At 71.1% G+C, this 22727-nt stretch carries 26 protein-coding genes; 19 read left to right on the top strand and 7 right to left on the bottom strand.

The annotated features are described in order from the left end of the window. Nucleotides 1-41: 41 nt before the first annotated feature. Nucleotides 42-689, bottom strand: a complete 648-nt coding sequence (locus tag AB0M73_RS36725) for a Crp/Fnr family transcriptional regulator (protein WP_363901024.1) — start codon at nt 687-689, stop codon at nt 42-44. A gap of 11 nt (nt 690-700) precedes the next feature. Beyond that, nucleotides 701-1762, bottom strand: a complete 1062-nt coding sequence (locus AB0M73_RS36720) for a zinc-binding dehydrogenase (RefSeq protein ID WP_363901021.1) — start codon at nt 1760-1762, stop codon at nt 701-703. 70 nt (nt 1763-1832) lie between these two features. Between AB0M73_RS36720 and ffh the strand changes: the two genes are divergently transcribed. The 18 genes from ffh (at nt 1833) to AB0M73_RS36630 (ending at nt 17257) form a co-directional block, all read left to right on the top strand. Beyond that, nucleotides 1833-3383, top strand: a complete 1551-nt coding sequence (gene ffh / locus AB0M73_RS36715; protein ID WP_363901120.1) for a signal recognition particle protein — start codon at nt 1833-1835, stop codon at nt 3381-3383. Then, on the top strand, nt 3380-4453 hold the full coding sequence (locus AB0M73_RS36710) for an amidohydrolase family protein (RefSeq protein ID WP_363901018.1): 1074 nt from the start codon (nt 3380-3382) through the stop codon (nt 4451-4453). Before ffh ends, AB0M73_RS36710 begins: the two co-directional genes overlap by 4 nt. A 16-nt stretch (nt 4454-4469) precedes the next feature. Next, on the top strand, nt 4470-5147 hold the full coding sequence (locus tag AB0M73_RS36705; RefSeq protein ID WP_363901015.1) for a type II CAAX endopeptidase family protein: 678 nt from the start codon (nt 4470-4472) through the stop codon (nt 5145-5147). Between the two features lie 45 nt (nt 5148-5192). Continuing rightward, entirely contained in the window at nt 5193-5921 is a 729-nt protein-coding gene (locus AB0M73_RS36700; RefSeq protein WP_363901012.1) for a type II CAAX endopeptidase family protein, read from the top strand. A gap of 221 nt (nt 5922-6142) precedes the next feature. Beyond that, nucleotides 6143-6595, top strand: a complete 453-nt coding sequence (gene rpsP / locus AB0M73_RS36695; protein ID WP_363901008.1) for a 30S ribosomal protein S16 — start codon at nt 6143-6145, stop codon at nt 6593-6595. Continuing rightward, nucleotides 6592-6831 (top strand): RNA-binding protein, encoded by a 240-nt coding sequence (locus AB0M73_RS36690; RefSeq protein ID WP_043722819.1) that lies wholly within the window; start codon nt 6592-6594, stop codon nt 6829-6831. The genes rpsP and AB0M73_RS36690 overlap by 4 nt, the downstream gene beginning before the upstream one ends. Next, nucleotides 6828-7355 (top strand): ribosome maturation factor RimM, encoded by a 528-nt coding sequence (gene rimM / locus AB0M73_RS36685; protein ID WP_363901005.1) that lies wholly within the window; start codon nt 6828-6830, stop codon nt 7353-7355. The genes AB0M73_RS36690 and rimM overlap by 4 nt, the downstream gene beginning before the upstream one ends. Continuing rightward, a complete protein-coding gene (gene trmD, locus AB0M73_RS36680; RefSeq protein WP_043722823.1) occupies nt 7355-8119 on the top strand; it encodes a tRNA (guanosine(37)-N1)-methyltransferase TrmD in 765 nt (254 codons plus the stop codon). Before rimM ends, trmD begins: the two co-directional genes overlap by 1 nt. Nucleotides 8120-8311: 192 nt before the next feature. After that, nucleotides 8312-8680 (top strand): 50S ribosomal protein L19, encoded by a 369-nt coding sequence (gene rplS / locus AB0M73_RS36675; RefSeq protein ID WP_043722826.1) that lies wholly within the window; start codon nt 8312-8314, stop codon nt 8678-8680. A gap of 70 nt (nt 8681-8750) precedes the next feature. Continuing rightward, entirely contained in the window at nt 8751-9527 is a 777-nt protein-coding gene (lepB, locus tag AB0M73_RS36670; protein ID WP_363901116.1) for a signal peptidase I, read from the top strand. Nucleotides 9528-9583: 56 nt separating this feature from the next. Continuing rightward, entirely contained in the window at nt 9584-10549 is a 966-nt protein-coding gene (gene lepB / locus AB0M73_RS36665; protein ID WP_363901001.1) for a signal peptidase I, read from the top strand. 1 nt (nt 10550) lies between these two features. Next, a complete protein-coding gene (locus AB0M73_RS36660) occupies nt 10551-11324 on the top strand; it encodes a ribonuclease HII (RefSeq protein WP_363900998.1) in 774 nt (257 codons plus the stop codon). Continuing rightward, a complete protein-coding gene (locus AB0M73_RS36655; protein ID WP_043722832.1) occupies nt 11321-11662 on the top strand; it encodes a DUF2469 domain-containing protein in 342 nt (113 codons plus the stop codon). Before AB0M73_RS36660 ends, AB0M73_RS36655 begins: the two co-directional genes overlap by 4 nt. Nucleotides 11663-11950: 288 nt before the next feature. Continuing rightward, nucleotides 11951-12334, top strand: a complete 384-nt coding sequence (locus AB0M73_RS36650; RefSeq protein ID WP_043722835.1) for a YraN family protein — start codon at nt 11951-11953, stop codon at nt 12332-12334. Further along, nucleotides 12334-13845: a YifB family Mg chelatase-like AAA ATPase gene (locus AB0M73_RS36645; RefSeq protein ID WP_363900994.1), complete on the top strand. Its 1512-nt coding sequence runs from the start codon at nt 12334-12336 to the stop codon at nt 13843-13845. The genes AB0M73_RS36650 and AB0M73_RS36645 overlap by 1 nt, the downstream gene beginning before the upstream one ends. Then, entirely contained in the window at nt 13842-14966 is a 1125-nt protein-coding gene (dprA, locus tag AB0M73_RS36640) for a DNA-processing protein DprA (protein ID WP_363900991.1), read from the top strand. The genes AB0M73_RS36645 and dprA overlap by 4 nt, the downstream gene beginning before the upstream one ends. Before the next feature lie 217 nt (nt 14967-15183). Further along, complete coding sequence (locus AB0M73_RS36635) at nt 15184-16323, top strand: tyrosine recombinase XerC (protein WP_363901113.1); 1140 nt, start codon at nt 15184-15186, stop codon at nt 16321-16323. Continuing rightward, on the top strand, nt 16298-17257 hold the full coding sequence (locus tag AB0M73_RS36630; protein WP_043722842.1) for a FliA/WhiG family RNA polymerase sigma factor: 960 nt from the start codon (nt 16298-16300) through the stop codon (nt 17255-17257). The genes AB0M73_RS36635 and AB0M73_RS36630 overlap by 26 nt, the downstream gene beginning before the upstream one ends. 70 nt (nt 17258-17327) lie before the next feature. Here the strand turns inward: AB0M73_RS36630 and AB0M73_RS36625 are convergent, their stop codons facing one another. The 5 genes from AB0M73_RS36625 to AB0M73_RS36605 all read right to left on the bottom strand — a co-directional run bounded on the left by AB0M73_RS36625 (nt 17328) and on the right by AB0M73_RS36605 (nt 21506). Beyond that, nucleotides 17328-17930 (bottom strand): histidine phosphatase family protein, encoded by a 603-nt coding sequence (locus AB0M73_RS36625; protein WP_363900988.1) that lies wholly within the window; start codon nt 17928-17930, stop codon nt 17328-17330. Next, the gene (locus AB0M73_RS36620) at nt 17930-18328 is read right to left on the bottom strand and encodes a VOC family protein (RefSeq protein WP_363900986.1); all 399 of its coding nucleotides are present in this window, start codon (nt 18326-18328) and stop codon (nt 17930-17932) included. Before AB0M73_RS36620 ends, AB0M73_RS36625 begins: the two co-directional genes overlap by 1 nt. A 166-nt stretch (nt 18329-18494) precedes the next feature. Continuing rightward, nucleotides 18495-19259 (bottom strand): phosphosulfolactate synthase, encoded by a 765-nt coding sequence (locus tag AB0M73_RS36615; RefSeq protein ID WP_363900983.1) that lies wholly within the window; start codon nt 19257-19259, stop codon nt 18495-18497. Between the two features lie 44 nt (nt 19260-19303). Continuing rightward, complete coding sequence (locus AB0M73_RS36610) at nt 19304-20815, bottom strand: AMP-binding protein (RefSeq protein ID WP_363900980.1); 1512 nt, start codon at nt 20813-20815, stop codon at nt 19304-19306. Nucleotides 20816-20954: 139 nt separating this feature from the next. Further along, nucleotides 20955-21506, bottom strand: coding sequence for a M23 family metallopeptidase (locus AB0M73_RS36605; RefSeq protein ID WP_363900977.1), 552 nt, complete (start codon nt 21504-21506; stop codon nt 20955-20957). A 360-nt stretch (nt 21507-21866) separates the two neighbouring features. Between AB0M73_RS36605 and rpsB the strand changes: the two genes are divergently transcribed. Next, nucleotides 21867-22721, top strand: coding sequence for a 30S ribosomal protein S2 (gene rpsB, locus AB0M73_RS36600; RefSeq protein ID WP_363900974.1), 855 nt, complete (start codon nt 21867-21869; stop codon nt 22719-22721). Nucleotides 22722-22727: the final 6 nt, after the last annotated feature.

Genomic DNA, 22727 nt, shown 5'->3' with positions numbered 1-22727 from the left:
GCCGGAGGCCGGTGTCCACGCGTGGACACCTGGAAAGTGACTCAGGTCACAGTTGAGGTGCGGTTGAGCAGCCCGTCGCGGTCGAGCACGGTCAGCCGGGGCCCCGGACCGAGCACCGCGTCCCGCCGCAGGTCGGCGACCACCGCGGCGACGGAGCTGCGGGACAGGCCCAGCGCGTCGGCGATCTCCTGCTGCGACAACGGGATCAGCCGCGGATCGGCCAGCTCCGGCCCGGCCAGGGCGATCAGCTCGGCCAACAGGCGGGCCACCTTCTGCGGCGGCGTGAAGTGGGCCAGCTGCACCCGTACCGGCAGGTGTTGGTTGATCTTGCTGACGATGTAGTCCGGCAGCAGCGCCGCCGCCGCCAGCCGGTCGAACGCCGCGACCGGCACCCGCTGAGCGTGGCACTGGTCGACCGCGACCACGGTCGCGTTGCGCACGCCGGAGCCGCGCGCGGCCATCTCGCCGATCAGGTCGCCGGCCGCACGCACCTCCAGCAGCAGTCGGCTGCCGTCGGCCTCGGTGCGAAGCACCTGCACGCGTCCGGTCCGCAGCACCAGCACGAAGCCGCCGGGATCGCCCTGGCGCACCAACTCGTCGCCCGGGCGGTAGCCGCGGGGGATGCCGGCATCCAGCAACGCCGACCACTGCTCGTCCGACAACAGCGTCCTGAATCCCCCGACCGGCACGTCCTGTGTCTCTACACCCCGTTCGGCGTCAACACCAGGCGGATGGGGTCGTTGACCTTCTCGGCCAGCTGGCGCACGGCCTCGGCGGCGTCCTCGAAGCGGAAGGTGCCGCTGATCGAGCCGGAGAAGTCCAGGCGGCCGTGGCCGGCGAGCTTGATGAGCTCCTCCAGGTGCACGGGAAGGCCGCCGTAGTGGCCGAGCAGGCGGTGGCGGGCGGAGCTGAAGGCGGTGTCGTTGGCGATGCTCAGGGCCTGCCCGGACAAGCCGACGAGGACCAGGGCGCCGTTGCGGGCCAGGACGCTGTCGGCCTGGGTGCGCACGGCGGGCACGCCGGCGAAGTCGAAGGCGTAGTCGAGCCCGAGGCCGTCGGTGGCGGCGAGGACCCGCTCACGGAAGTCGGGGGCCATGGGGTCGAGGGCGACGTCGGCGCCGAGCTTGAGGGCGCGGTCACGAGCGTGCGGCAGGGGGTCGACGGCGACGATGGGGGCGGCGCCCGCGAAGCGCAGCAGCTGCACGCCGTGCGCGCCGAGGCCGCCGACGCCCCAGATGCCGGCGGACTGGGCGGGGCGCAGGCCGGCGGTGTGCGTGATGGCGGCGTACGGGGTGGAGACGGCGTCGGGGATGATCGCGGCCTGCTCGATGGGCAGGTTGTCGGGGATCGCGTACAGGGTCTCGACCCGGGCCAGCGTGTAGTGCGCCCAACCGCCGTCGAACTGGACGCCACGGGTCAGCCCGTTGAGGCAGCCGGGCCGCCGCCGCACGCAGTTGGCGCACCGCCCGCAGGCCATGCCGGCCAGCAGCAGCACCCGCTGCCCCTCCCGGTACACGTCCGGCACCCCTTCGCCCAGTTCGGCGATGGAGCCGGCGACCTCGTGCCCGAGGGTGACCTTCTCCAGCTCGTTGCCGGGCAGCCGCAGCGTGCCGTCGATCAGGTGGATGTCGGACAGGCAGACGCCCGCGGCCTCGACCTTCACCAGCACCTCGCCGCGGCCGGGAGTGGGCACGGCAACCTCCTCGACGGCGAACTCGAGGGTGCGGAGGTTGAGCCGTCCGGCCGGCATCGTGGCGCTCATGAGACTCGTGGGTACCGCTGCGGCTACCCTCGACGCAACACCACCGTCTAGTAACGAGGTCGTGCGGACTGTGTTCGACACCCTTTCTGACCGGCTCTCGTCGGTATTGGCGAACCTGCGTGGCAAGGGTCGCCTGTCCGACGCGGACATCGACGCCACCTGCCGGGAGATCCGGATCGCCCTGCTGGAGGCGGACGTCGCGCTGCCGGTGGTGCGCGCGTTCATCGCCGGCATCAAGGAGCGGGCCAAGGGCGCGGAGGTCTCCGGCGCGCTGAACCCGGCCCAGCAGGTCGTCAAGATCGTCAACGAGGAGCTCATCGGCATCCTCGGCGGCGAGACGCGACGGCTCAACCTGGCCAAGACGCCGCCCACGGTGATCATGCTCGCCGGCCTCCAGGGCGCCGGCAAGACGACCCTGGCCGGCAAGCTGGCGGCGTGGCTGCGCAAGCAGGGCCACACCCCGATGCTGGTCGCCTGCGATCTCCAGCGCCCCAACGCCGTCACCCAGCTCCAGGTCGTCGGCGAGCGCGCCGGCGTGCCGGTGTTCGCGCCCGAGCCGGGCAACGGCGTCGGCAACCCGGTGCAGGTGGCCAAGGCCGGCCTCGACGAGGCCAGGCGGGCCCAGCACGACGTGGTCGTCGTCGACACCGCCGGCCGCCTCGGCATCGACGAGGAGCTGATGCGGCAGGCCGCCGACATCAAGGACGCCGTGCAGCCCGACGAGGTGCTGTTCGTGGTCGACGCGATGATCGGCCAGGACGCGGTGACCACCGCCGAGGCGTTCCGCGACGGCGTCGGCTTCACCGGCGTCGTGCTGACCAAGCTCGACGGCGACGCCCGAGGCGGCGCCGCGCTGTCCGTGCGCGAGGTCACCGGCCAGCCCATCCTGTTCGCCTCCAACGGCGAGAAGCTCGACGACTTCGACGTCTTCCACCCGGACCGGATGGCCAGCCGGATCCTGGGCATGGGCGACCTGCTCACCCTCATCGAGCAGGCCGAGCAGCACTTCGACCAGGAGAAGGCGCAGGCCACCGCGGCCAAGCTGGGCACCGGCGAGCTGACGCTGGAGGACTTCCTGGAGCAGATGCTGGCGGTCCGCAAGATGGGCCCGATCGCCAATCTGCTGGGCATGCTGCCCGGCGCCGGCCAGATGAAGGACCAGCTGGCCAACTTCGACGAGCGCAAGCTGGACCGGCTGCAGGCCATCATCCGCGGCATGACGCCGGCCGAGCGGGCCGACCCGAAGATGATCAACGGCTCCCGCCGCCTGCGCATCTCCAAGGGCTCCGGCGTGTCCGTGAGCGAGGTGAACGACCTGGTCACCCGCTTCTTCGAGGCCCGCAAGATGATGAAGCAGATGGCCGGCCGGATGGGCTTCGGCGGCGGTGGCACCAGCAACCGCAAGGGCAAGAAGGGCAAGAAGGGCAAGGGCGGCCGCGGGCCGACCCCACCCAAGATGCGCGGCGGCTTCCCCGGCCTGCCGGGCGGTCTGCCCGCGGGCATGCCCGACCTGTCCGGCATGCCGCCGGGCCTGCAGGAGCTGCCGCCCGGGCTGGCCGGCCTGGACCAGCTGCCGCCCGGTTTCGACCCGAAGAAGTTCAAGTTCGGCAAGGACCAATGAGCGGGTTCCACCTGCGGGGCGTCGTCCTCCCGGACGGCGAGGAACGTGATTTCTGGGTCGTCAACGGGCGGGTGCGCACCAAGCCGGTGCCGGGCGCGGAGACCGTCGTGGACGGTCGTTTCCTGCTGCCCGGCATGGTCGACGCGCACTGCCACGTCGGCCTCGGCCCGGAGGGTGCCACCACCCTGGACGAGGCGGCCGCGCAGGCCGAGCTCGACCGGGACAACGGCACGCTGCTGATCCGCGACTGCGGCGTGCCGATCGACACCCGCCCGCTGCAGGAGCGGCTCGACCTGCCCCGGATCGTGCGGGCCGGCCGGCACCTGTCCCGGCCGAGGCGCTACATCAGGCACCTCGGCGTCGAGCTGGAGGACCCGTCGCTGCTGCCGGCCGCGGTGGCCGAGCAGGTGGCGTACGGCGACGGCTGGGTCAAGCTGGTCGGCGACTGGATCGACCGCGACCTCGGCGACCTGGCGCCGCTGTGGCCGGACGAGGTGCTCAAGGAGGCCATCGACGTCGCGCACGCGGCCGGGGCCAAGGTCACCGCGCACACGTTCGGCGAGGACGCGCTGCCGGGCCTGATCAACGCCGGCATCGACTGCATCGAGCACGGCACGGGCCTGACCGACGACACCATCGCCGAGATGGCCCGCCGCGGCACGGCGCTGGTGCCGACCCTGATCAACATCGAGCTGTTCCCGTCCATTGCGGACGGTGCCGACAAGTTCCCGGTCTACGCCGCCCACATGCGTGAACTGCACGCCCGTGTGCGACACACCGTGAGCAGCGCGGTGGAGGCCGGCGTGCCGGTCTACGCGGGCACCGACGCGGGCGGCGGCGTCAAGCACGGCCGGCTGGTCGACGAGGTGATTGCCCTGCACAAGGCCGGGATGAGCCGCGAGCAGGCGCTGGCCTCGGCCTCGTGGGCGGCCCGGTCCTGGCTGGGTTGGCCGGGACTGACCGAGGGATCACCCGCTGACCTGCTGGTATTCGCCGACGACCCACGAGATGATCTCCAGGTGCTGCGTGATCCGTCCATGATCATGCTGCGTGGACGGGTGGTTCGCTAGCGACTGGGGAGTGCCGGTGGACGAGCAGCGACAACAGGATCCGCCGGCCGGCCAGGCCTGGGGGCTGCCCGCGTTCCTGCTCGGCTTCGGCCTGTACTACGTGGTCTCGCTGCTGATCGTCGGCTTTCTGCCGGCCCCGGACGGGCCCCGTTCCGGCGCCCGGCTGCTGGTGCCGTTCGTCGCCAACCTGCTCCTGGGCCTGGTGCCGTGGTGGTTCTCCCGCCGCCGCGGGCGGGGCGTGGTCGTCGACTTCGGCTTCCTGCCCAACCGCCGTGACTTCTCGGTCGGGCTGAGCTGCGGCGTGATCTCCGTCATCGTCGGCCTGGTGATCTCGATGGCGGTGTCGCGGATCATCCCGCCGGCGGCTTCGCCCGTGACCTCGCACGTCGACGGGTGGCTCATCGGCTTCGTCGCGTTCCTGGTGATCGGCGCCCCGATCACCGAGGAGCTGCTGGTGCGCGGGGCGCTGTGGGGCGCGCTGGCCCACTACGGGGTGCCGCGGCTGACCGTGCTGCTGCTCACCGCGCTGGTCTTCGCCTTCCTGCACCTCGACCCGAGCCGCCTGGCGTCGCTGTTCGCGCAGGGCGTGGCCATCGGGGCCGCCCGCATGGTCACGGGGCGGGTCGGCGCGAGCATGGTCGCCCACGCCACCAACAACTTGCTGCCAGGGATCTTCACGCTCGCGGGGATCTGACGCCACGTTGACTACGCTCGTCAGCCGTCGTACCGAGGAGGCCCGGTGACGCCACCGACAACACAGGTCGACTCGCCGCCGGCCCACAGATGGGGCTTCGGCGCGTTCGTGCTCGCCGAGCTGGTGCTCATCCTGTCCGCGGTGTTCCTGTCCGCGGCCGCCGGCCCGGTCGGCGTGGACGAGCCCATCCCGCCGATCGTCATCGTCGTCGTCACGGCCCTGCCGACCATGCTCGCCGCGGGCGTGGCCGTGCTGGCCACCCTGCTGCGCGGCAACGGGCCCGTGATCGACCTGCGGCTGCGGTGGAGCTGGCCGGACGTGCGGGCCGGGCTCAAGCTCGGCCTGGCCGGCCTGGTGCTGACCGCCGTCGCCGGCGTCATCTGGGCCAGAACCGTCGGCAGGCTCGACCCGTCCTCGGCGCTGGCCTCGGTCGTCGACGCCCAGCCCATGCCCGTCGCGCTGGGCATCGTGATGTTCGTCTACACCTGGCTGGTCGGCCCGGCCTGCGAGGAGATGATCTACCGCGGCCTGCTGTGGGGGGCCATCGAGCGGCTGCGCTGGAGCCGCTGGGCCGCGTTCACCCTCAGCACCGCGATCTTCGCCGTCAGCCACCTCGAACCGCTGCGCACCTCGCTGCTGCTGGTCATCGCCATCCCCATCGGCTGGGCCCGCCTGGTCACCGGCCGCCTCCCCGCCAGCATCGTCGCCCACCAGATCAACAACTTCGTCCCGGCCCTGGGCATCTTGCTGATGTCCCTGGGCCTCTGGAGGTGAGACCCCGGCGAGTCACGCTCTCGGGCACCCCGAACGACGGGTTCAGGCCGGGGCCGATTGGTGTCCGCCCGTCCCCGTCTGGCAGAATGGACGGCTGTCCGCCATTGCCGGTCCCTCTCGCTGTGCCGTGGCGTCCTGAAACCTGAGTTCGACCTCCGTGTCCCCACGCGGCCGGCCGTGCTCGACCCGGAGCAACGAGAGCCTGAGGAGTACCACCACCCGTGGCCGTCAAGATCAAGCTGCAGCGGCTCGGCAAGATCCGCCAGCCCCAGTACCGGATCATTGTCGCCGACTCGCGCGCCCGCCGTAGCGGCAAGGCGATCGAGACGATCGGCAAGTACCACCCGCTGCAGGAGCCCAGCTTCATCGAGGTCGACACCGAGCGGGCGCAGTACTGGCTGGGTGTCGGCGCGCAGCCGACCGAGCCGGTGCAGCGCATCCTGGAGATCACCGGCGACTGGCAGAAGTTCAAGGGCCTGCCGGGCGCCGAGGGCACGCTGAAGCACCGCGAGCCCAAGCCCGACAAGCTCGAGCTGTTCAACGCCGCGCTGGCCGCCGCGGGCGAGGAGCCCACGACCGAGGCCACCACGCCGAAGAAGAAGGCGTCCGCCAAGAAGGCCGAGTCCAAGGACGAGGCCGCCGCTGAGGAGAAGTCTGAGGGCGGCGAGGCGTGAGTTTGCTCGCGGACGCGCTCGAGCACCTCGTCCGGGGCATCGTCGATCACCCCGACGATGTTCGGGTCAACCTGCTGACCACCCGTCGCGGTCGCACCCTTGAGGTGCACGTCCACCCGGACGACCTCGGCAAGGTGATCGGCCGGGGCGGCCGGACCGCCACCGCGCTGCGCACCGTGATGGCCGGTATCGGCGGTCGCGGCGTGCGCGTGGACGTGGTGGACACCGACCGTTGAGCAGTCCCGACGTTCGTGTTGTCGGACGAGTCGTCAAGCCGCACGGCATTCGCGGCGAGCTCGTCGTCGACGTGCACACCGACTCGCCCGAGGAGCGCTTCACGCCGGGGGCCGTGCTGGCCACCCGGGCCCGTGACGGCGCATCCGGAACAGTCACCATCGCAGCCGTCCGGCCTCACACCGGACGGCTGCTGGTGACGTTTCAGGACGTCGCCGGCCGGGACGCGGCCGAGGCGCTGCGCGGCCTGCTGCTGCTGGTCGACGCGGCCGAGCTGACGCCGTCCGACGATCCCGAGGAGTTCTACGACCACGAGCTGGAAGGGCTCGAGGTCGTGGACGTGCGGGGCGATCGGATCGGCGTGGTCGCCGAGGTCCTGCACACCGCGGCCAGCGAGCTGCTGGCCGTGCGCAGGGACGACGGCAGCGAGGCGCTGGTGCCGTTCGTCACAGAAATCGTGCCGACCGTGGATGTCGCGGCCGGCCGTGTGGTCGTCGACCCGCCCGAGGGACTGCTGGACGCGTGATGCGCATCGACGTGCTCACCATCTTCCCGGAGTATCTCGAGCCGCTGCGGGCGGCGCTGCTCGGCAAAGCCATCGACAAGAAGCTGATCAGCGTCGACGTGCACGACCTGCGTGACTACACGCATGACGTGCACAAGGCGGTGGACGACAGCCCCTACGGCGGCGGCCCCGGCATGGTCATGAAGCCCCAGGTCTGGGGCGAGGCGCTGGACGCCGTGTGCCGGCCGGACGCCGACGGCACGCTGCCCCGGCTGGTCGTGCCGACGCCCGCGGGCCGGCCGTTCACCCAGGAAATGGCCCGCGAGTACGCCACGCTGCCGTGGCTGGCCTTCGCCTGCGGCCGCTACGAGGGCATCGACCAGCGGGTCGTGGACGACTCCGCCGGCCGGATGCGGGTCGACGAGGTCTCCATCGGCGACTACGTGCTGGTCGGCGGCGAGGTCGCGGTGCTGGTCATGGTCGAGGCCGTGGCCCGGCTGCTGCCCGGCGTGCTGGGCAATCCGGCCTCCGCCGAGCAGGACTCGTTCTCCGACGGCCTGCTGGAGGGCCCCAGCTACACGCGGCCCGAGGTGTGGCGCGACCTTCCCGTGCCGGGCGTGCTGCGCTCGGGCAACCACAAGCTGATCGACCGCTGGCGGCGGGACCAGGCGCTGGAGCGCACCTTCCACCGTCGGCCCGAGCTGCTCGACCGCCTGGCGGACGACCAGCTCGACAAGCACGACCGGGCGCTGCTGGACCGTCTGCGCGACCCGGACCACCCCTAACCCCCCGATTTGGGCCTGCCGACCGCGTCTGGCACACTGGACAGGTTGCTGCACCCGGCCGCCTAGGCCGGCGTGCGCCAGTTGGGCCAGACCCCCAGGCAGGACCAGCACCCGGATTCCGGCAGTGGAGTTCGTTCGTGCGTTTCGCGGGGGTTGTACGACAGACACCCGAAGGACGAGGACGGACCACCGATGAACACCCTGGACGCTCTGGACGCTCAGTCGCTGCGTTCCGACATCCCGGACTTCCGTCCGGGCGACACCCTGAAGGTCCACGTCCGCGTCATCGAGGGTTCGCGTGAGCGCGTCCAGGTGTTCCAGGGCGTTGTGATCCGCCGGCAGAACGGTGGCATCCGCGAGACCTTCACTGTGCGCAAGATCTCGTTCGGCGTCGGCGTCGAGCGCACCTTCCCGGTGCACTCCCCGAACATCGCCGAGATCGAGCGCGTGACCCGCGGTGACGTGCGTCGCGCCAAGCTGTACTACCTGCGCGACCTGCGCGGCAAGGCCGCCAAGATCAAGGAGAAGCGGGACGCGCTCCCGGCCAAGGCCACCTCCTGATCGAACGCTTTTTTTCGCCCCGGTGACCACCGACGAGGTCCGGGACGAGCACGACGACGCCGAACGGCCCTTGCCGCCATCGAAAGATGGCGGCAAGGGCCGTCAGCGCACCGGCTCCTTTCTCAAGGAGACGGCGATCCTGATCGGGATCGCCCTCGTGCTGACCGTCCTGATCCAGACCTTCCTGGCCAAGGTCTACGTCATCCCGTCCGGCTCCATGGAGCAGACGCTGCACGGCTGCGCCGGCTGCACCGACGACCGCGTGCTGGTCGACAAGGTGATCTACCGGTTCCGCGACCCCTCGCCCGGCGACGTCGTGGTGTTCCGCGGCCCGGAAGCGTGGACGCACAACGACTTCACCGCCGAGCACACCGACAACCCGGTCGTGGCCGCGGTCCAGTGGCTCGGCTCGCTCATCGGGCTGGCGCAGGTCGACGAGCGCGACTTCGTCAAGCGGGTCATCGCCGTCGGCGGCCAGACCATCCGGTGCTGCGACGCGCAGAACCGCGTGCTGGTGGACGGCAAGCCGTTGGACGAGCCCTACATCTACTACGTGCCGGGGCGTGAGCCGAAGACCGAGAACTTCGGTCCGGTCACGGTGCCCGCGGGGCGGCTGTTCGTGATGGGCGACAGCCGGCTCAACTCCAACGACTCCCGATTCCAGGGCGGCGGCGGGGTGAACGGCACCATCGCCGTCACCGACGTGATCGGCAAGGCCCGCGTGATCGTGCTGCCGCCGGGCCGCTGGGGCTTCATCTCCGACCACGATCCGCAGCTCGCCGCGGGCGGTCTGGCCCTGCTGTGGTGGCGTCGTCGGGATTGGGCGGATTCGTCACTACCCGTGTAGGGGACCGTACGGCCAGCTGTACCTCGACCCCACCAGCGCTAGCGTAACCTGGCCCGGTGACCGACGTCGTGCCCTCGCAGAACCAGCAGAGCAACCCGGACCCGGAGGAGCCCAAGCCGATCTCTTCCGAGTCCGAGCAGGCCGAGTCGGAGCCGGGTCTTCTCGCGGGCGCCGCCACGTCGCGCACCCGCCGTCGCCGCGGGCCCGAGAAGAAACGCTCGTTCTGGAAGGAACTGCCGATCCTGATCGTCACCGCGCTGGTGCTGACGATCCTGATCCAGACCTTCCTGGCCCGCGTCTACGTCATCCCGTCCGAGTCGATGGAGATGACCCTCGTCGGCTGCGACGGCTGCACCGACGACCGGGTCCTCGTCGACAAGCTGACCTACGACTTCGCGAACGTGTCGCCCGGCGACGTGATCGTGTTCAAGGCGCCGGACAACTGGGACAAGAGCGAGTTCCAGGCCCAGCAGTCGGACAATCCGATCGTGCGGGGCTTCGAGAACGCCGCCTCGGCCATCTCGCTGTACCCGCCCAACGAGTACGACCTGATCAAGCGTGTCGTCGCGGTCGGCGGTCAGACCGTGCAGTGCTGCGACAACAACCGGGTCGTGGTCGACGGCAAGCCGCTCAACGAGCCCTACATCTACTGGCGGCCCGACTATCCGCCGACGCAGATGACGTTCGGGCCGGTGAAGGTGCCGGACGGCAAGCTGTGGGTGATGGGCGACAACCGCAACAACTCCGACGACTCCCGGCTGCAGGGCCATGGCGACCTGCTGGCCGGCGCGGTCCCGGTGGCCAACGTGATCGGCAAGGCACGACTGATCGTGCTGCCGCCGCAGCGATGGGGCGGCGTCACCACCGTCGACCCGCAGGCCCAGGCCTCCGCGCTGCACGCGCCTGCCTGGCAGGAGGGTCTGCCGGCTGGCGTCGGTCTCGCCGCGGCCTTCCCGACCCTGTGGATCGGCCGCCGGATACGCCGCAAGATGTTCGGACTTTTCGCCAGGAGCGACAGCTGAGGTGGTACTCGCGGGCAACGAGCTCCGGCCGCAGCGGGCGGTCATCCGGGGCAGCACGGGCAACTGGGCTTTGCAGTCGGCGCTGGACCGACGTGGTTTAGGGCCCGTCGCCGGCGTGGACGAGGCCGGCCGGGGTGCCTGCGCGGGGCCGCTGGTCGTCGCGTCGTGCGTGCTGCGGCCCGGCGACGCCCGCAGGCTGGAGGGGCTCACCGACTCCAAGCTGCTCACCGAGAACGCCCGTGAGCGGATGTACGACCTGGTGCTGGCCCGAGCGCTGGACTTCGCCGTCATCGTCATCCCGCCGGCCGAGGTCGACCGCATCGGCGTGCACGTGGCCAACATCGAGGGCATGCGGCGCGCGGTGGCCCAGCTCGCCACCCATCCGGGTTATGTTCTGGTCGACGGCTTCAAAGTGCCGGGCCTCACCGCGCCCAGCACCGCCGTCATCAAGGGGGATCAGGTGGTGGCCTGCGTGGCCGCCGCCTCGGTGCTCGCCAAGGTGACCAGGGACCGGATCATGACGGAATTGCACCAGGAGCTGCCGCGTTACGGCTTTGACGTGCACAAGGGCTACTGCACCGCCGAGCACACCGCCGCGTTGAACGAGCACGGCCCGACCGCCGAGCACCGCTGGTCGTACGTGAACGTCGCCGCGGCCGGTCGATCGCACAACATGTGCCCTCCGCACGAGGTGGCACGCCGCGTGGTTCAGAATGGAGCGTCCCCGGAGGTCGGGGTACCTGGCTCACGACGAGGAGGGACGCGGGTCCGATGAGCGCGGAGGATCTCGAGAAGTACGAGACCGAGATGGAGCTTCAGCTCTACAAGGAGTACCGCGACATCGTCGGTCAGTTCTCCTACGTTGTGGAGACCGAGCGCCGGTTCTACCTGGCCAATGCCGTCGACGTCCAGGTGCGCAACGCCGAGGGCGAGGTCTACTTCGAGGTGCGGATGTCCGACGCCTGGGTGTGGGACATGTACCGCCCGGCGCGCTTCGTCAAGAACGTCCGGGTGATCACCTTCAAGGACGTCAACGTCGAGGAGCTGGACAAGCCCGATCTCCGTCTGCCCGAGGACGGCCCCTTCGGCGCCGGCGGCGGCCCCGCCACCTGACGGTCGTGTCGCGAAGAGGGGCTCCACCCTGCGGGTGGAGCCCCTCTCCACACCTGCCGCACCCCCGCGAGTCCCGCCCAGCGTCACACCGAACCCCGGAAAATTCTTCATCTGTCAGCCGGGGCGGCCCGCCTTCTCGGTTGCCGCGCGCACTCGGCCCCGTCCCACCCAACCACACGATCTCGGCGTGCGGCCGACTTCGACCACAGCCTGTGGACAACTTCTGAGTTGTCCACACCGGCGCGGACGGCGTAGCGACGACTGCGCCGTTCGGCGCACTGTCGACGCATGACCCGCGATCAGTGCAGTGCAGTCAGCCCGGCCCAGCTGGGCAGGATGGGCGAGGAGCTGGCGGCCCTTTTCCTGGAGGGCCAAGGCCTGGTGGTGCTGTCCAGGAACTGGCGATGTCCCGAGGGCGAGCTGGACATCGTCGCCGTGGACCGCCGCACGGGCCTGCTCGTGGTGTGCGAGGTGAAGACCCGCTCGGGCACGGCCTACGGCAAGCCGGCCGAGGCGGTCGACTACATGAAGGCGACCCGAATCCGCCGGCTCACGCATCGATGGCGGGCGGCGTACCGGATCGCCTACTGCGACACGCGTTTCGACATCATCTCCATCCTCTGGCCGGGCCACGGGCCGGCCCGCGTGGAGCATCTGCGGGGAGCCTTCTGATGCCGCTGTCGCGCACGTGGTCGGTCGCGCTGCTCGGCGTGGACGGGGTGCCGGTGGAGATCGAGGCCGATGTCAGCCACGGCAAACCCAAGGTGCAGCTGTTGGGCCTGCCCGACACGGCGCTGAACGAGTCCAAGGACCGCGTGCGGGCCGCGGTCCGCAACTCCGGCCTGGAGTGGCCGGACCAGGTCATGCTGGCGCTGTCCCCGGCCGACCTGCCCAAGGGCGGTTCCGGCTACGACCTCGGCCTGGCGTGTGCCGTGCTCGCCGGCGCCGGCAGCGTGCCGCAGACGAAGCTGGTCGGCACGGTGATGATCGGCGAACTGGCCCTGGACGGTCGGGTCCGGCCGGTCCGCGGTGTGCTGCCACGACTGCTCGCCGCCCGGCGGGCCGGCCTGAAGTGCGCCGTCGTGCCAGAGGAGTCGCTGGCCGAGGCCGCGCTCGTCGCCGGTATCCAGACGCTCGGCGCCTACCGCCTCGCCGACGTGTTGTCCTGGCTGAAGGACGAGGAGTCGGGCCTGGTCACACCCCGTCCGCCCGTTCCGGCCGTCATGGCCCCGGGCCTGGATCTCGCCGACGTCGTCGGCCAGCCCGAGGCCCGGTGGGCGCTCGAGGTCTCCGCCGCCGGGGCGCACAACCTGCTGCTCGTGGGACCGCCGGGCACCGGCAAAACCATGCTGGCCGAACGCATCACCGGGCTGTTGCCGCCGCTCACGCCGAACGAGGCGCTGGAGGTGACGGCCATCCACTCCATCGCCGGCACGCTGTCTCCCAAGGTGCCGCTCATGACGGCGCCGACGCTCATCGCCCCCCACCACTCGGCGTCCATGGCGTCCCTCATCGGCGGCGGCGTCGGCATGGCCCGACCCGGCGCGATCAGCCTGGCCCATAGGGGTGTGCTCTTCTTGGACGAAGCCTGCGAGTTCGGCGGATCCCAGTTGGAGGCGCTGCGGACCGCCGTCGAGGAGGGCGAGATCCGGATCGCCCGGCGGGACGGCGTCGCGCGCTACCCCGCCCGATTCCAGTTGGTGCTGGCCACGAACCCGTGTCCCTGCGCGCCGATCCGGGATGTCGACTGCAAATGCTCGCCGCACGAGCGGCGGCGGTACTTCTCGCGCCTGTCCGGGCCGCTGCTGGACCGCATCGACATCCGCACCCGGATGCGGCCGATCCACGCCATGGACAACGCCGACCTCGGGCCGCCGGAGAGCTCTGCGACGGTGCGGGAGCGGGTCACCAAGGCCCGGGTGCGAGCGGCCGAGCGGTGGGCCGAGCACGGTTGGCAGACCAACGCCGAGGTGCCCGGTCCGGCTCTGCGCCGGCACTTTCGACTGCCGGCCAAGGCCATGCGGCTGCTCGATCGAGGACTCGAGACGGGCTTCGTCAGCGCCCGTGGCGCGGACCGGTGCCTCCGCATCGCCTGGACGCTCGCCGACCTGGCCGAGAAGGACCGCCCGGACGGCGACGACGTCGGGGCCGCGCTGGAGTTCCGGGACCGGAGGGCGGCGTGACGACCGACGATGCCCGGCTGGCCAGGGCCTATCTGCTCCGCGTCGTGGAGCCGCCGGCGCCCGACATGGTGTCTCTGGTGGCCGGCGTCGGACCGGTCCGGGCGGCCGAGATGGTCCGGTCCGGCAAGGTCGACACCGATGAGACAGCGGCGCGCCGGCACCTTGACTTCGCCGCGCGTGACCTGGAGGCGGCCGCGGGCCGGCAGACCCGCTTGGTGATCCCTGAGGACGAGGAGTGGCCGGCCTGGCAATTGTTGGCCCTGGCCAACGCCGCCGCCCGAGACGTGCCGGGCATGACCGAGCCGTTGGGTCTCTGGGTGCGAGGCCGGGCCCGGCTCGACGAACTCGTCCAGGAGGCGGTCGCTGTGGTCGGCGCCAGGGCGGCCACCAGCTATGGCGAGCGAGTCGCCGCGGAGATCGCCTACGACCTCGCCCGGCAGTCCGTGACGATCGTTTCCGGTGCGGCGTACGGAATCGACGGCAGTGCGCACCGCGGAGCCCTCCGCGCCGACGGCCGCACGGTCGCGGTGCTGGCCTGCGGCGTCGATGTGGCCTATCCGGCGGGGCACACCGACCTGCTGGCCCGGATCGCGGCCACGGGGGCGGTGGTCAGCGAGTACCCGCCGGGCACCCGGCCGGCCAGACATCGTTTCCTGGTGCGGAATCGGCTCATCGCCGCGCTGGCCGCGGGCACGGTCGTGGTGGAGGCGGGCCGTCGAAGCGGTTCGAGAAACACCGCTGCGACAACAAGTGAGCTCGGCCGGCCGCTGATGGCGGTGCCCGGTCCGGTCACGTCGGCGATGTCGGTCGGCTGCCACGACCTGTTGCGCACGGCCGGGGCGAGCGCGGTGTGCTCCGCCGAGGACGTGTTGGCCGACGCCGGACGGATCGGTGTTGACGCAACTACTCGATCGGATGAACCCGCGCGGGCAACTGATGGTCTCGATCGGGTGATGCTGCGCGTGCACGAGGAGTTGCCAACTCGGGGCGGCGTGAGCGCCGAGCAGATCGCCGTCGGTTCCGGCGTGCCATTGTCGCGGGTCAGAGCGTTGCTGCCGGAACTGGAGTTGTTGGGGCTAGTCCAAAAGTGTGAGTCGGGGTGGTGCCGCGGACGGGGATGAACGGGCAGAGGCCACTCCAACGGGTGTGGCGATGCTTGACCACGAACGGGTTGCGGCGCACCGTGTTGGGCTATGTGCCGTCACACGAGGGTCATCCACGCGGGTGGACATCACAGGATCGGACGGGTCGGCTCGCTGAGGCCGCACGTCGCCTCGCCGTTCGCGGGGATGTGACACGCGTTCGATGCCCTCTTCACGACGGCCGGCTGTGCGGGAGCTGATCCGGCTCCGCCAGCGGCTGCCCGCTGACGTCGAGGCGGTGCTCTCGGACTACGAGCGCCACCTCCGGCTGGAACGCAACCTCTCCGAGCACACCGTGCGCGCCTACCTCGGCGACGTGGTGTCCCTGCTGGGACACCTGGCCCCACCCCCGCCGAACGCCGACGCCGACTCCCCAGCCACCCACGCCGCCGCCGATGCCGTCGACGACCGGCACCGTGCCGCCGGCGACGGTATTGCCGATGGCGAGGCGCGCGATGCCGGCGACCGGACTGGCAACGCTGACGGCCCTGGCCGCGATGCCGGCGACCGGACTGGCAACGCCGATGGCCGGGGCAGCGACGCCGGCGAGGAGCCGTTGGCGGTCGCGGTAGCCGATATCGACCTGGCCGGGCTCCGCGGCTGGCTCGGGGGGCTCCGCGCCGCCGGGGCGAGCCGGTCGACGCTGGCCAGGCGGTCGGCGGCGGCCCGGACCTTCACCGCGTGGGCCCGTCGGCGCGGGCATCTGGCGGCCGATCCTGGGCAGCTGCTGATGGCGCCGCGACCGCAGCGGACGCTGCCGGGAGTGCTCCGCAAGGAGCAGGCCGCGGCGATGCTGGATGCCGCCGAAAGCGGGGCGGCGGAAGGCGCGGCGGTTGCTCTGCGTGACCAAGCTCTGTTGGAGCTACTCTACGCCACCGGGGTCCGGGTGTCCGAGGCGTGCGGCCTCGACCTGGGCGACGTGGACTACTCCAGCCGAGTGATTCGCGTGCTCGGCAAGGGCGGCCGCGAGCGTGTCGTGCCGTTCGGCGCACCGGCCGAACGGGCGCTGCGCCGCTGGCTCGCCGAAGGGCGATCTGCCCTGGTCAGGCCCGGTTCGCCGGCCGCGCTGCTGCTCGGCGCACGGGGCGGAAGACTCGATCAGCGGACGGCTCGCAAGATCGTGCACGGAGCCGTCGGTGCGGTACCCGGAGCAGTCGACACGGGGCCGCACGGCCTAAGGCACTCGGCCGCCACGCACCTGCTGGAAGGGGGAGCGGACCTGCGGACCGTCCAAGAGCTGCTCGGTCACGCTACGCTAGCCACCACGCAGCTCTACACCCACGTCACCGTCGAACGGCTTAAGGCGATCCATGAGCGAACCCACCCCCGTTCCTGAGGACGCCGGGGGAGGTTCCCGCACGGCAACCGTGCCCTCCCTGGAGACACGCGCCCCGGAGACGACAACGATGCGCAACGGCAGCCACGGTCCGGCCGCCGGAGGCTCGCGGGGCTCGTATGGTGCGGGCCAGCCCGACGGGGTCCTTCCCGGTGACCAGCGCACGGCCGACGACGTCGAAGCCGGCATCGTCGCGTTGTGGCGCAGCTACGGCGCGAGCCGGGTCCAGGAGTTGCGGGACCGACTCGTGCTGCACTACGCGCCGCTGGTCAAGTACGTCGCCGGCCGCGTCGGCACCGGCCTGCCCGCCCATGTCGACGTGGGCGACCTGATCCAGTCCGGCATCTTCGGCCTGGTCGACGCCATCGAGAAGTTCGAGCCCGAGCGCGGACTCAAGTTCGAGACCTACGCCATGCAGCGCATTCGCGGCGCCATCCTCGACGACCTGCGCTCCCAGGACTGGGTTCCCCGCTCCGTGCGCAGCCGCGCCCGCGACGTCGAACGCGCCCTCGAACGCCTCGGTGGACGCCTTCAGCGCACTCCCACCGACTCCGAGCTGGCCAACGAGCTGTCGATCACCATCAGCGAGCTGCGGGAGCTCTACGCCCAGCTCCAGCTGACCAGCGTCGTCGCCCTCGACGAGCTCATCGCCGCCGGTCGTGGGACCGCCTCCCTGGCCGAGACGCTGCCCGACGACTACGCCGAGGACCCCGTCGCCAACCTCGTCGACCAGGACAGCCGTCGCCAGCTCGCCGACGCCATCGCCCAGTTGGCCGAACGGGACCGCATCGTCGTCACCCTCTATTACTTCGAGAACCTGACCCTGGCCGAGATCGGCCGCGTCCTCGGCGTGACCGAGTCCCGTGTCTGCCAACTCCACACCCGCGCCGTCCTCCGCCTGCGCACCAAGCTCGCCGAGCAGTCCGAGAGCTGATCCGTCCCGGTCCACGACCGAACAGCTGGAATGGATGCGCTCCCCGCGCATACTGCCCAGCTGACTCCGCTCAGTTCGTGGCGTTGATCGTGATCGAGGTGACCGAGGCGTTGTCCACGCCGATGCGCGGGACCGGCACGCCGCGCGTGGGTGGCTCGGCGGTGGAGGCCATGCGGACCGGGCCGCCGTGGGTGACCAGCACGAGGTCGAGGCCCGGCCTAGCGTCGGCGTGACGCTGGAAGGCGCGGTGCACCCGGTCGTACATGTCGGCGATGCTCTCGCCGGCTTCGGGGCGCAGGAAGGGCTCGCGCCACAGGCGGTCGACGGTGTCCTGCGCGGTCGGGTCGTCGGCGAAGGGCGAGTCGAGCCGATGACCTTCCAGGACACCGAGATTCTGTTCGCGGATCTCGGGATCGAACTCCAGCGCGAGATCGAGGCGGGCGGCGATGATCTCGGCCGTCTCGCGGGCCCGAGGCAGGTCGCTGGCGATGATGGCGGCGGGCCGCGGCCTCTCGGCCAGGAGCTCGGCGGTGAGCCGGGCCTGGGCCCGACCGGCGGCGGTGAGGCCGCCGGCCTCGGGCGACTGGCCCTGGATGCGGCCGGCGAGGTTCCAGGTGCTCTCGCCGTGCCGGACCAGGTGCAGGACGCAGCGGCGGGTCGTCACGTCCGTCATCAGTACTGCATGCGGGGGTCGTCGTAGTTCTTGAACTCGATCACGTTGTTCGACGGATCGGCCAGGAACAGCGTGCGGTGTTGCTCGGCCGTGCCCTCGAAGCGGATCTCCGGCCCCGAGAGCACCCGCAGCTTGCGGTGCTCCACCAGCCGCACCAGCCGATCGAAGTCCTCGGCCTGGGCGAAGCTCACCCCGAAGTGCCGCGGATAGGCCACGGCCTCGGCGGGCACGTCCTCGCACAGATGGCAGACCAGCTGGTCCCCGAAGAAGTCCAGCGTGATCCGGTCCTCGTACCGCCGGGCCAGCTTCGCGCCCAGCCCGAACACGTAGTACTCCAGCGCCTCGTCCAGATCCCGGGCCGGGACAGCGATGTGGCAGGCGTCGAACTGGTTGCGCATCCTCGTCTTTCCTTTGTCGTGTCAGGGTTTCAGGTGGGAGATGGAGCGGTGGCAGAGAGGGTTGGGAGGAAGAAATGGGCGGTTTCGATCAAGTGGTGGGAGGGGGCGGAGGCGGTGCGGTGGTCATGGCGGGGAGTGGGGTGGTCGTGGGGCGGAAGCGGCGTGGCTAGGTGGAGTGGGTGAGGGAGCGGGCGGTGGCGACGCCGGTGGTGAGGGAGAGCAGGGTGTCGCCGCGCAGGCCGCGGCGGAGGGTCTCCACGCCGACGACGTCGTGGGTGGCGATGTTGCCGAGGTTGACGTGGGGGCCGACGGTGCGGATGAGCTCGACCTGGAGGTCCTTGGTGGGGGCCTCGAACATGACGAAGGCGGGGTCGAGGGCGTCGAGGACGGCGGACAGGACGTCGGAGCGCATGTGGCCGTCGGAGTCGGCGATGCCGCTGCGGCCGCTCTCCCGGGCCTCGGTGATGACCATGGCGGCGCCGGCGTCGAGGTCCTCGCGGAGGGCATCGACCCAGTCGGAAGGGGTGAGCAGGGCGGAGCGGTCGGCGTCTTTGTAGCCGACCTCGGACAGCACGGGGCGGTGGGCGGACATCCGCCGCACGTAGTCGGCCTTGCTGCGCTGGTCGAGGGGGATGGTGCCGTTGGAGACCTCGATGTGGGTGGCCTGGGTCCGTTCGACCAGGGAGAGGTAATCGCCGAGCTGGTCGGTCCACACGGCGTGCTCGAAGAGGGTGCCGCCGAAGTAGAAGTCGATGCCGGCCTCGCGCAGCACGGCGGTCTTGCGGTCGATGTCCTTGGTGACCAGGGCGGTGCCCCAGCCGAACTTGACCAGGTCGACGAGGTGCCCATGGCTGTCGATCACGTCGGTGAAGGCGCCGGTCGGCAGGCCGGGATCGATCATCATGGTGGTGCCGTGCCCGCCGCTGCTCATGCGCTGCCTCCTGGACTGGTGTTCATGGTTCGGTGAAGGCGTGGTCATCGGGCGCCTCCGGCGGTGGCCAGCTCGGCCCGCAGCGCGCGGCGCAGGACCTTGCCGGTGGGACCGGTGGGCAGCACGGCGGTCACCTCGATGGTGGTCGGGCGCTTGTACCGCGTGAGGGTCCGCTCGCAGAGTTCATGCAGGTCACGGGCGAGTTCTTCGGCGCGGGCGCTGGGATCGGCGGTGACGAAGGCGACGGCCACCTGGCCGAGCCGCTCGTGCGGGGCGCCGACTACGGCGGCCGAGCGCACCGCGGGGTGGCCGAGCAGCACGTTCTCGATCTCCAGCGGATGGATCTTCTCGCCGCCGCGGTTGATCACGTCGTCGGCCCGGCCGGACAGGCGCACGAAGCCGGCCTCGTCGCGGACGCCGAGGTCGCCGGTGAGCAGCCAGCCGTTGGCGTCACGGGCGGAGCGGGCCCGCTCGGGAACGTCGGCCGACAGGTCGAGGTAGTGGCTGACCACCTGCCGGCCGCGCAGCGCGACCATGCCCTCCTGGCCGGCGACGGCGGGACGGCCGTCGTGGTCCAGCACGGACAGTCCGATGCCGACCGGCAGGCCGACGGAGCCGATACGGCGCTGGGTGGCCTCGACCGGGTTGGCGGTGATCTGCCCGGCCGCCTCGGTCATGCCGTACGTCTCCAGCACGCCGACGCCGGTGTGCTCGGTGAAGGCCCGCAGCGTGTGTTCCGGCAGCGGCGCCGACGCGGAGCGGGCGAACCGAACGCCCCGGATCACGCTCTCGCTCGGGGCGGGCGCCGCGGCCAACGACGCGAGGATCGCGGGCACGGCGTTGAGCCAGGTCGGCCGCCACTGCTCGACGCGGTCCCAGTACGCCCGCACGTCGAACCGGCGGTCCACCACCAGCGACGCGCCGCTGACGACGTTGGCCAGCAGACCCATCACCTGGGCGTTCACGTGGAACAGCGGCAGCGGCGTGTAGCCGCGCTGGTCGGGACCGAACCCGTGATGACGGGCGACCCGACGCGCCGCGTGCATCAGCTGCCATTCGGACAGCGGAATGCCCTTGGGCGCGCCGGTCGTGCCGGAACTGGCCAGCAATACCGCGGGACGCACGGCCGCGCCCTCGCTCGGCCGGGCGGACGAACTCGCCGGCCGGACGGGAATCGGGCCCAATTCGGTAAGTGACCACAATTCGGTTTCGGTGGCGAATGCGTCCGGTGTGTCCGTCGCGACCACGTCGACACGAAGTCGGGCGATCGAATTGGACAGTTCCGACGCGGTGAGCCGGGGATCGAGCGGCACGGCCGTCAGTCCGGCGGCCAGCAGGCCGAGATAGGCGGCGGTGAAGGCGAGCGGGTCGGTGGCCACGAGCCCGACCCGGGCCCGCGCCGGCAACGCCGTCGCGTGACTGGCCGCACGCCAGATCTCGGCGTGTGACGCTAGCTCTGACCAGGTGAGCGACCTGCCGTCCGCGCCCGCGACGAACGCGGCGGCCGCCGGCCGCTCCTGCGCTCGTGCGGTCAGCAGTCGGGACACCACCGCCATGCGGCCTCCTCACGATGTGGGATGACCTGATCGATTCTTGACTTGATCGATGTGAGTCGCTTAGGAGCAACTTAAGAACCTGCTGTGTGCGACCGATTTGGGGGAATTGGGCGCCGATCGACAGCAATCGGACAGCGAATTAGGCGACCTCCGCCGGCGGCGGTTCACGCCATGGCAACAGCCGTACGCGCTGGGTGGACAACAGGCGCAACGGATCCAGGTATTCGTCGCCTCGCCGCGCGCCCCAGTGGAGACAGGCCGCCGAGCAGCCTTCGTGACCGGGCATCAGCCGCCCCACCTCCTCGCCGCGGCGGACCCGCTGGCCGGGCCGCACCTCGGGCCGGACCGGCTCGTACGTGGTGCGAAGGCCGCCCGTGTGGGTCACCGCCACCACGCCTCGGGTTGCCACCCAGCCGGCGAAGGAAACCACCCCGTCCGCCGCGGCCAGCACCGGTTCGCCGTCGGCCGCGCCCAGGTCGACGCCGCGATGGCCGGGTCCGTAGCGAGTGGCCGGCGGCTGGAACGGGCGCAGCACGGGATGCGGCGGCGCCAGCGGCCACTCATAGCGCGGGAGCGTGCTCGCGGCGGGCGGGGGCAGCGACCAGGCGTGGGATGAGTCGGTGTGCGGCAACGGGTCCGACGTGGCGAGGAAGGCCGCGGTCAGGGCGAGCACGGCGAGGGCGGTGGGCATGCGTCCAGCGTCGACCTCGTGGGCCGGGGCCGCCACCAGCGGTGATCGACTTGTGGACAACCCGGTCCGCCGGCCGGAGGCTGTGGACAACAGGGAGCCCGATTCGGGCGTTCAGGGGGTTCGGGCGTACACTTCCCCCGCGACCTGTGTATCGCGGGTCGACTTCGCGTGCCAGCGCTTACCCCTGATCAAAGGGGTACGCCGTCCGGCGGTCCCGGAGGCTGTCATCCCTCGTCGAGGGGCGACGTGGCCGGCGGGTTCGGGCGGCGGCCAGGCACCAGGGCACTGGGTCACCCGACCCTTGCGTCAACCGAACCGCGCGCCCCCCGGCGCGCACGACACCAAGAGGTGCAACCGGCCATGGCCGTCGTCACCATGAGGCAGCTGCTCGACAGCGGCGTCCACTTCGGGCACCAGACCCGGCGCTGGAACCCGAAGATGAAGCGCTTCATCTTCACCGAGCGCAACGGCATCTACATCATCGACCTGCAGCAGACGCTGTCGTACATCGACCGCGCCTACGAGTTCGTCCGCGAGACGGTCGCGCACGGCGGGTCCATCCTGTTCGTCGGCACCAAGAAGCAGGCGCAGGAAGCGATCGCGCACGAGGCGCTGCGGGTCGGCATGCCGTACGTGAACCAGCGCTGGCTGGGCGGCATGCTCACCAACTTCACCACCGTGCACAAGCGCCTCCAGCGCCTCAAGGAGCTGGAGTCGATGGAGCAGACGGGTGGCTTCCAGGGTCTCACCAAGAAGGAGATCCTGATGCTCACCCGTGAGAAGGACAAGCTGGAGAAGACCCTCGGCGGTATCCGCGACATGTCCAAGGTGCCCAGCGCCGTCTGGATCGTGGACACCAAGAAGGAGCACATCGCCGTCGGCGAGGCGCGCAAGCTGAACATCCCGGTCGTGGCCATCCTGGACACGAACTGCGACCCGGACGAGGTCGACTACCCGATTCCGGGCAACGACGACGCGATCCGCTCCGCGACGCTGCTCACCAAGGTCGTCGCCGAGGCGGCCGCCGCCGGCCTGATGGCCCGCTCGGGTGCTCGCACCCAGGCCGCCGACAAGCCGGGCTCGGTCGAGGAGCCGCTGGCCGAGTGGGAGCAGGAGCTGCTGGTCGGCGCGAACGCCGAGGCCGCGCCCGCCGCCGCCCCGGCCGCCGAGGCCGCTCCGGCCGCCGCCGCGACCGAAGTCACCGCCCAGTCCTGACCGGCG

The sequence above is a fragment of the Kutzneria sp. NPDC051319 genome (genome assembly GCF_040682195.1).
Lineage (GTDB): Bacteria > Actinomycetota > Actinomycetes > Mycobacteriales > Pseudonocardiaceae > Kutzneria.
Note: the sequence above shows the minus strand (reverse complement) of the source record. Positions and strands in the feature narration are given on the sequence as shown.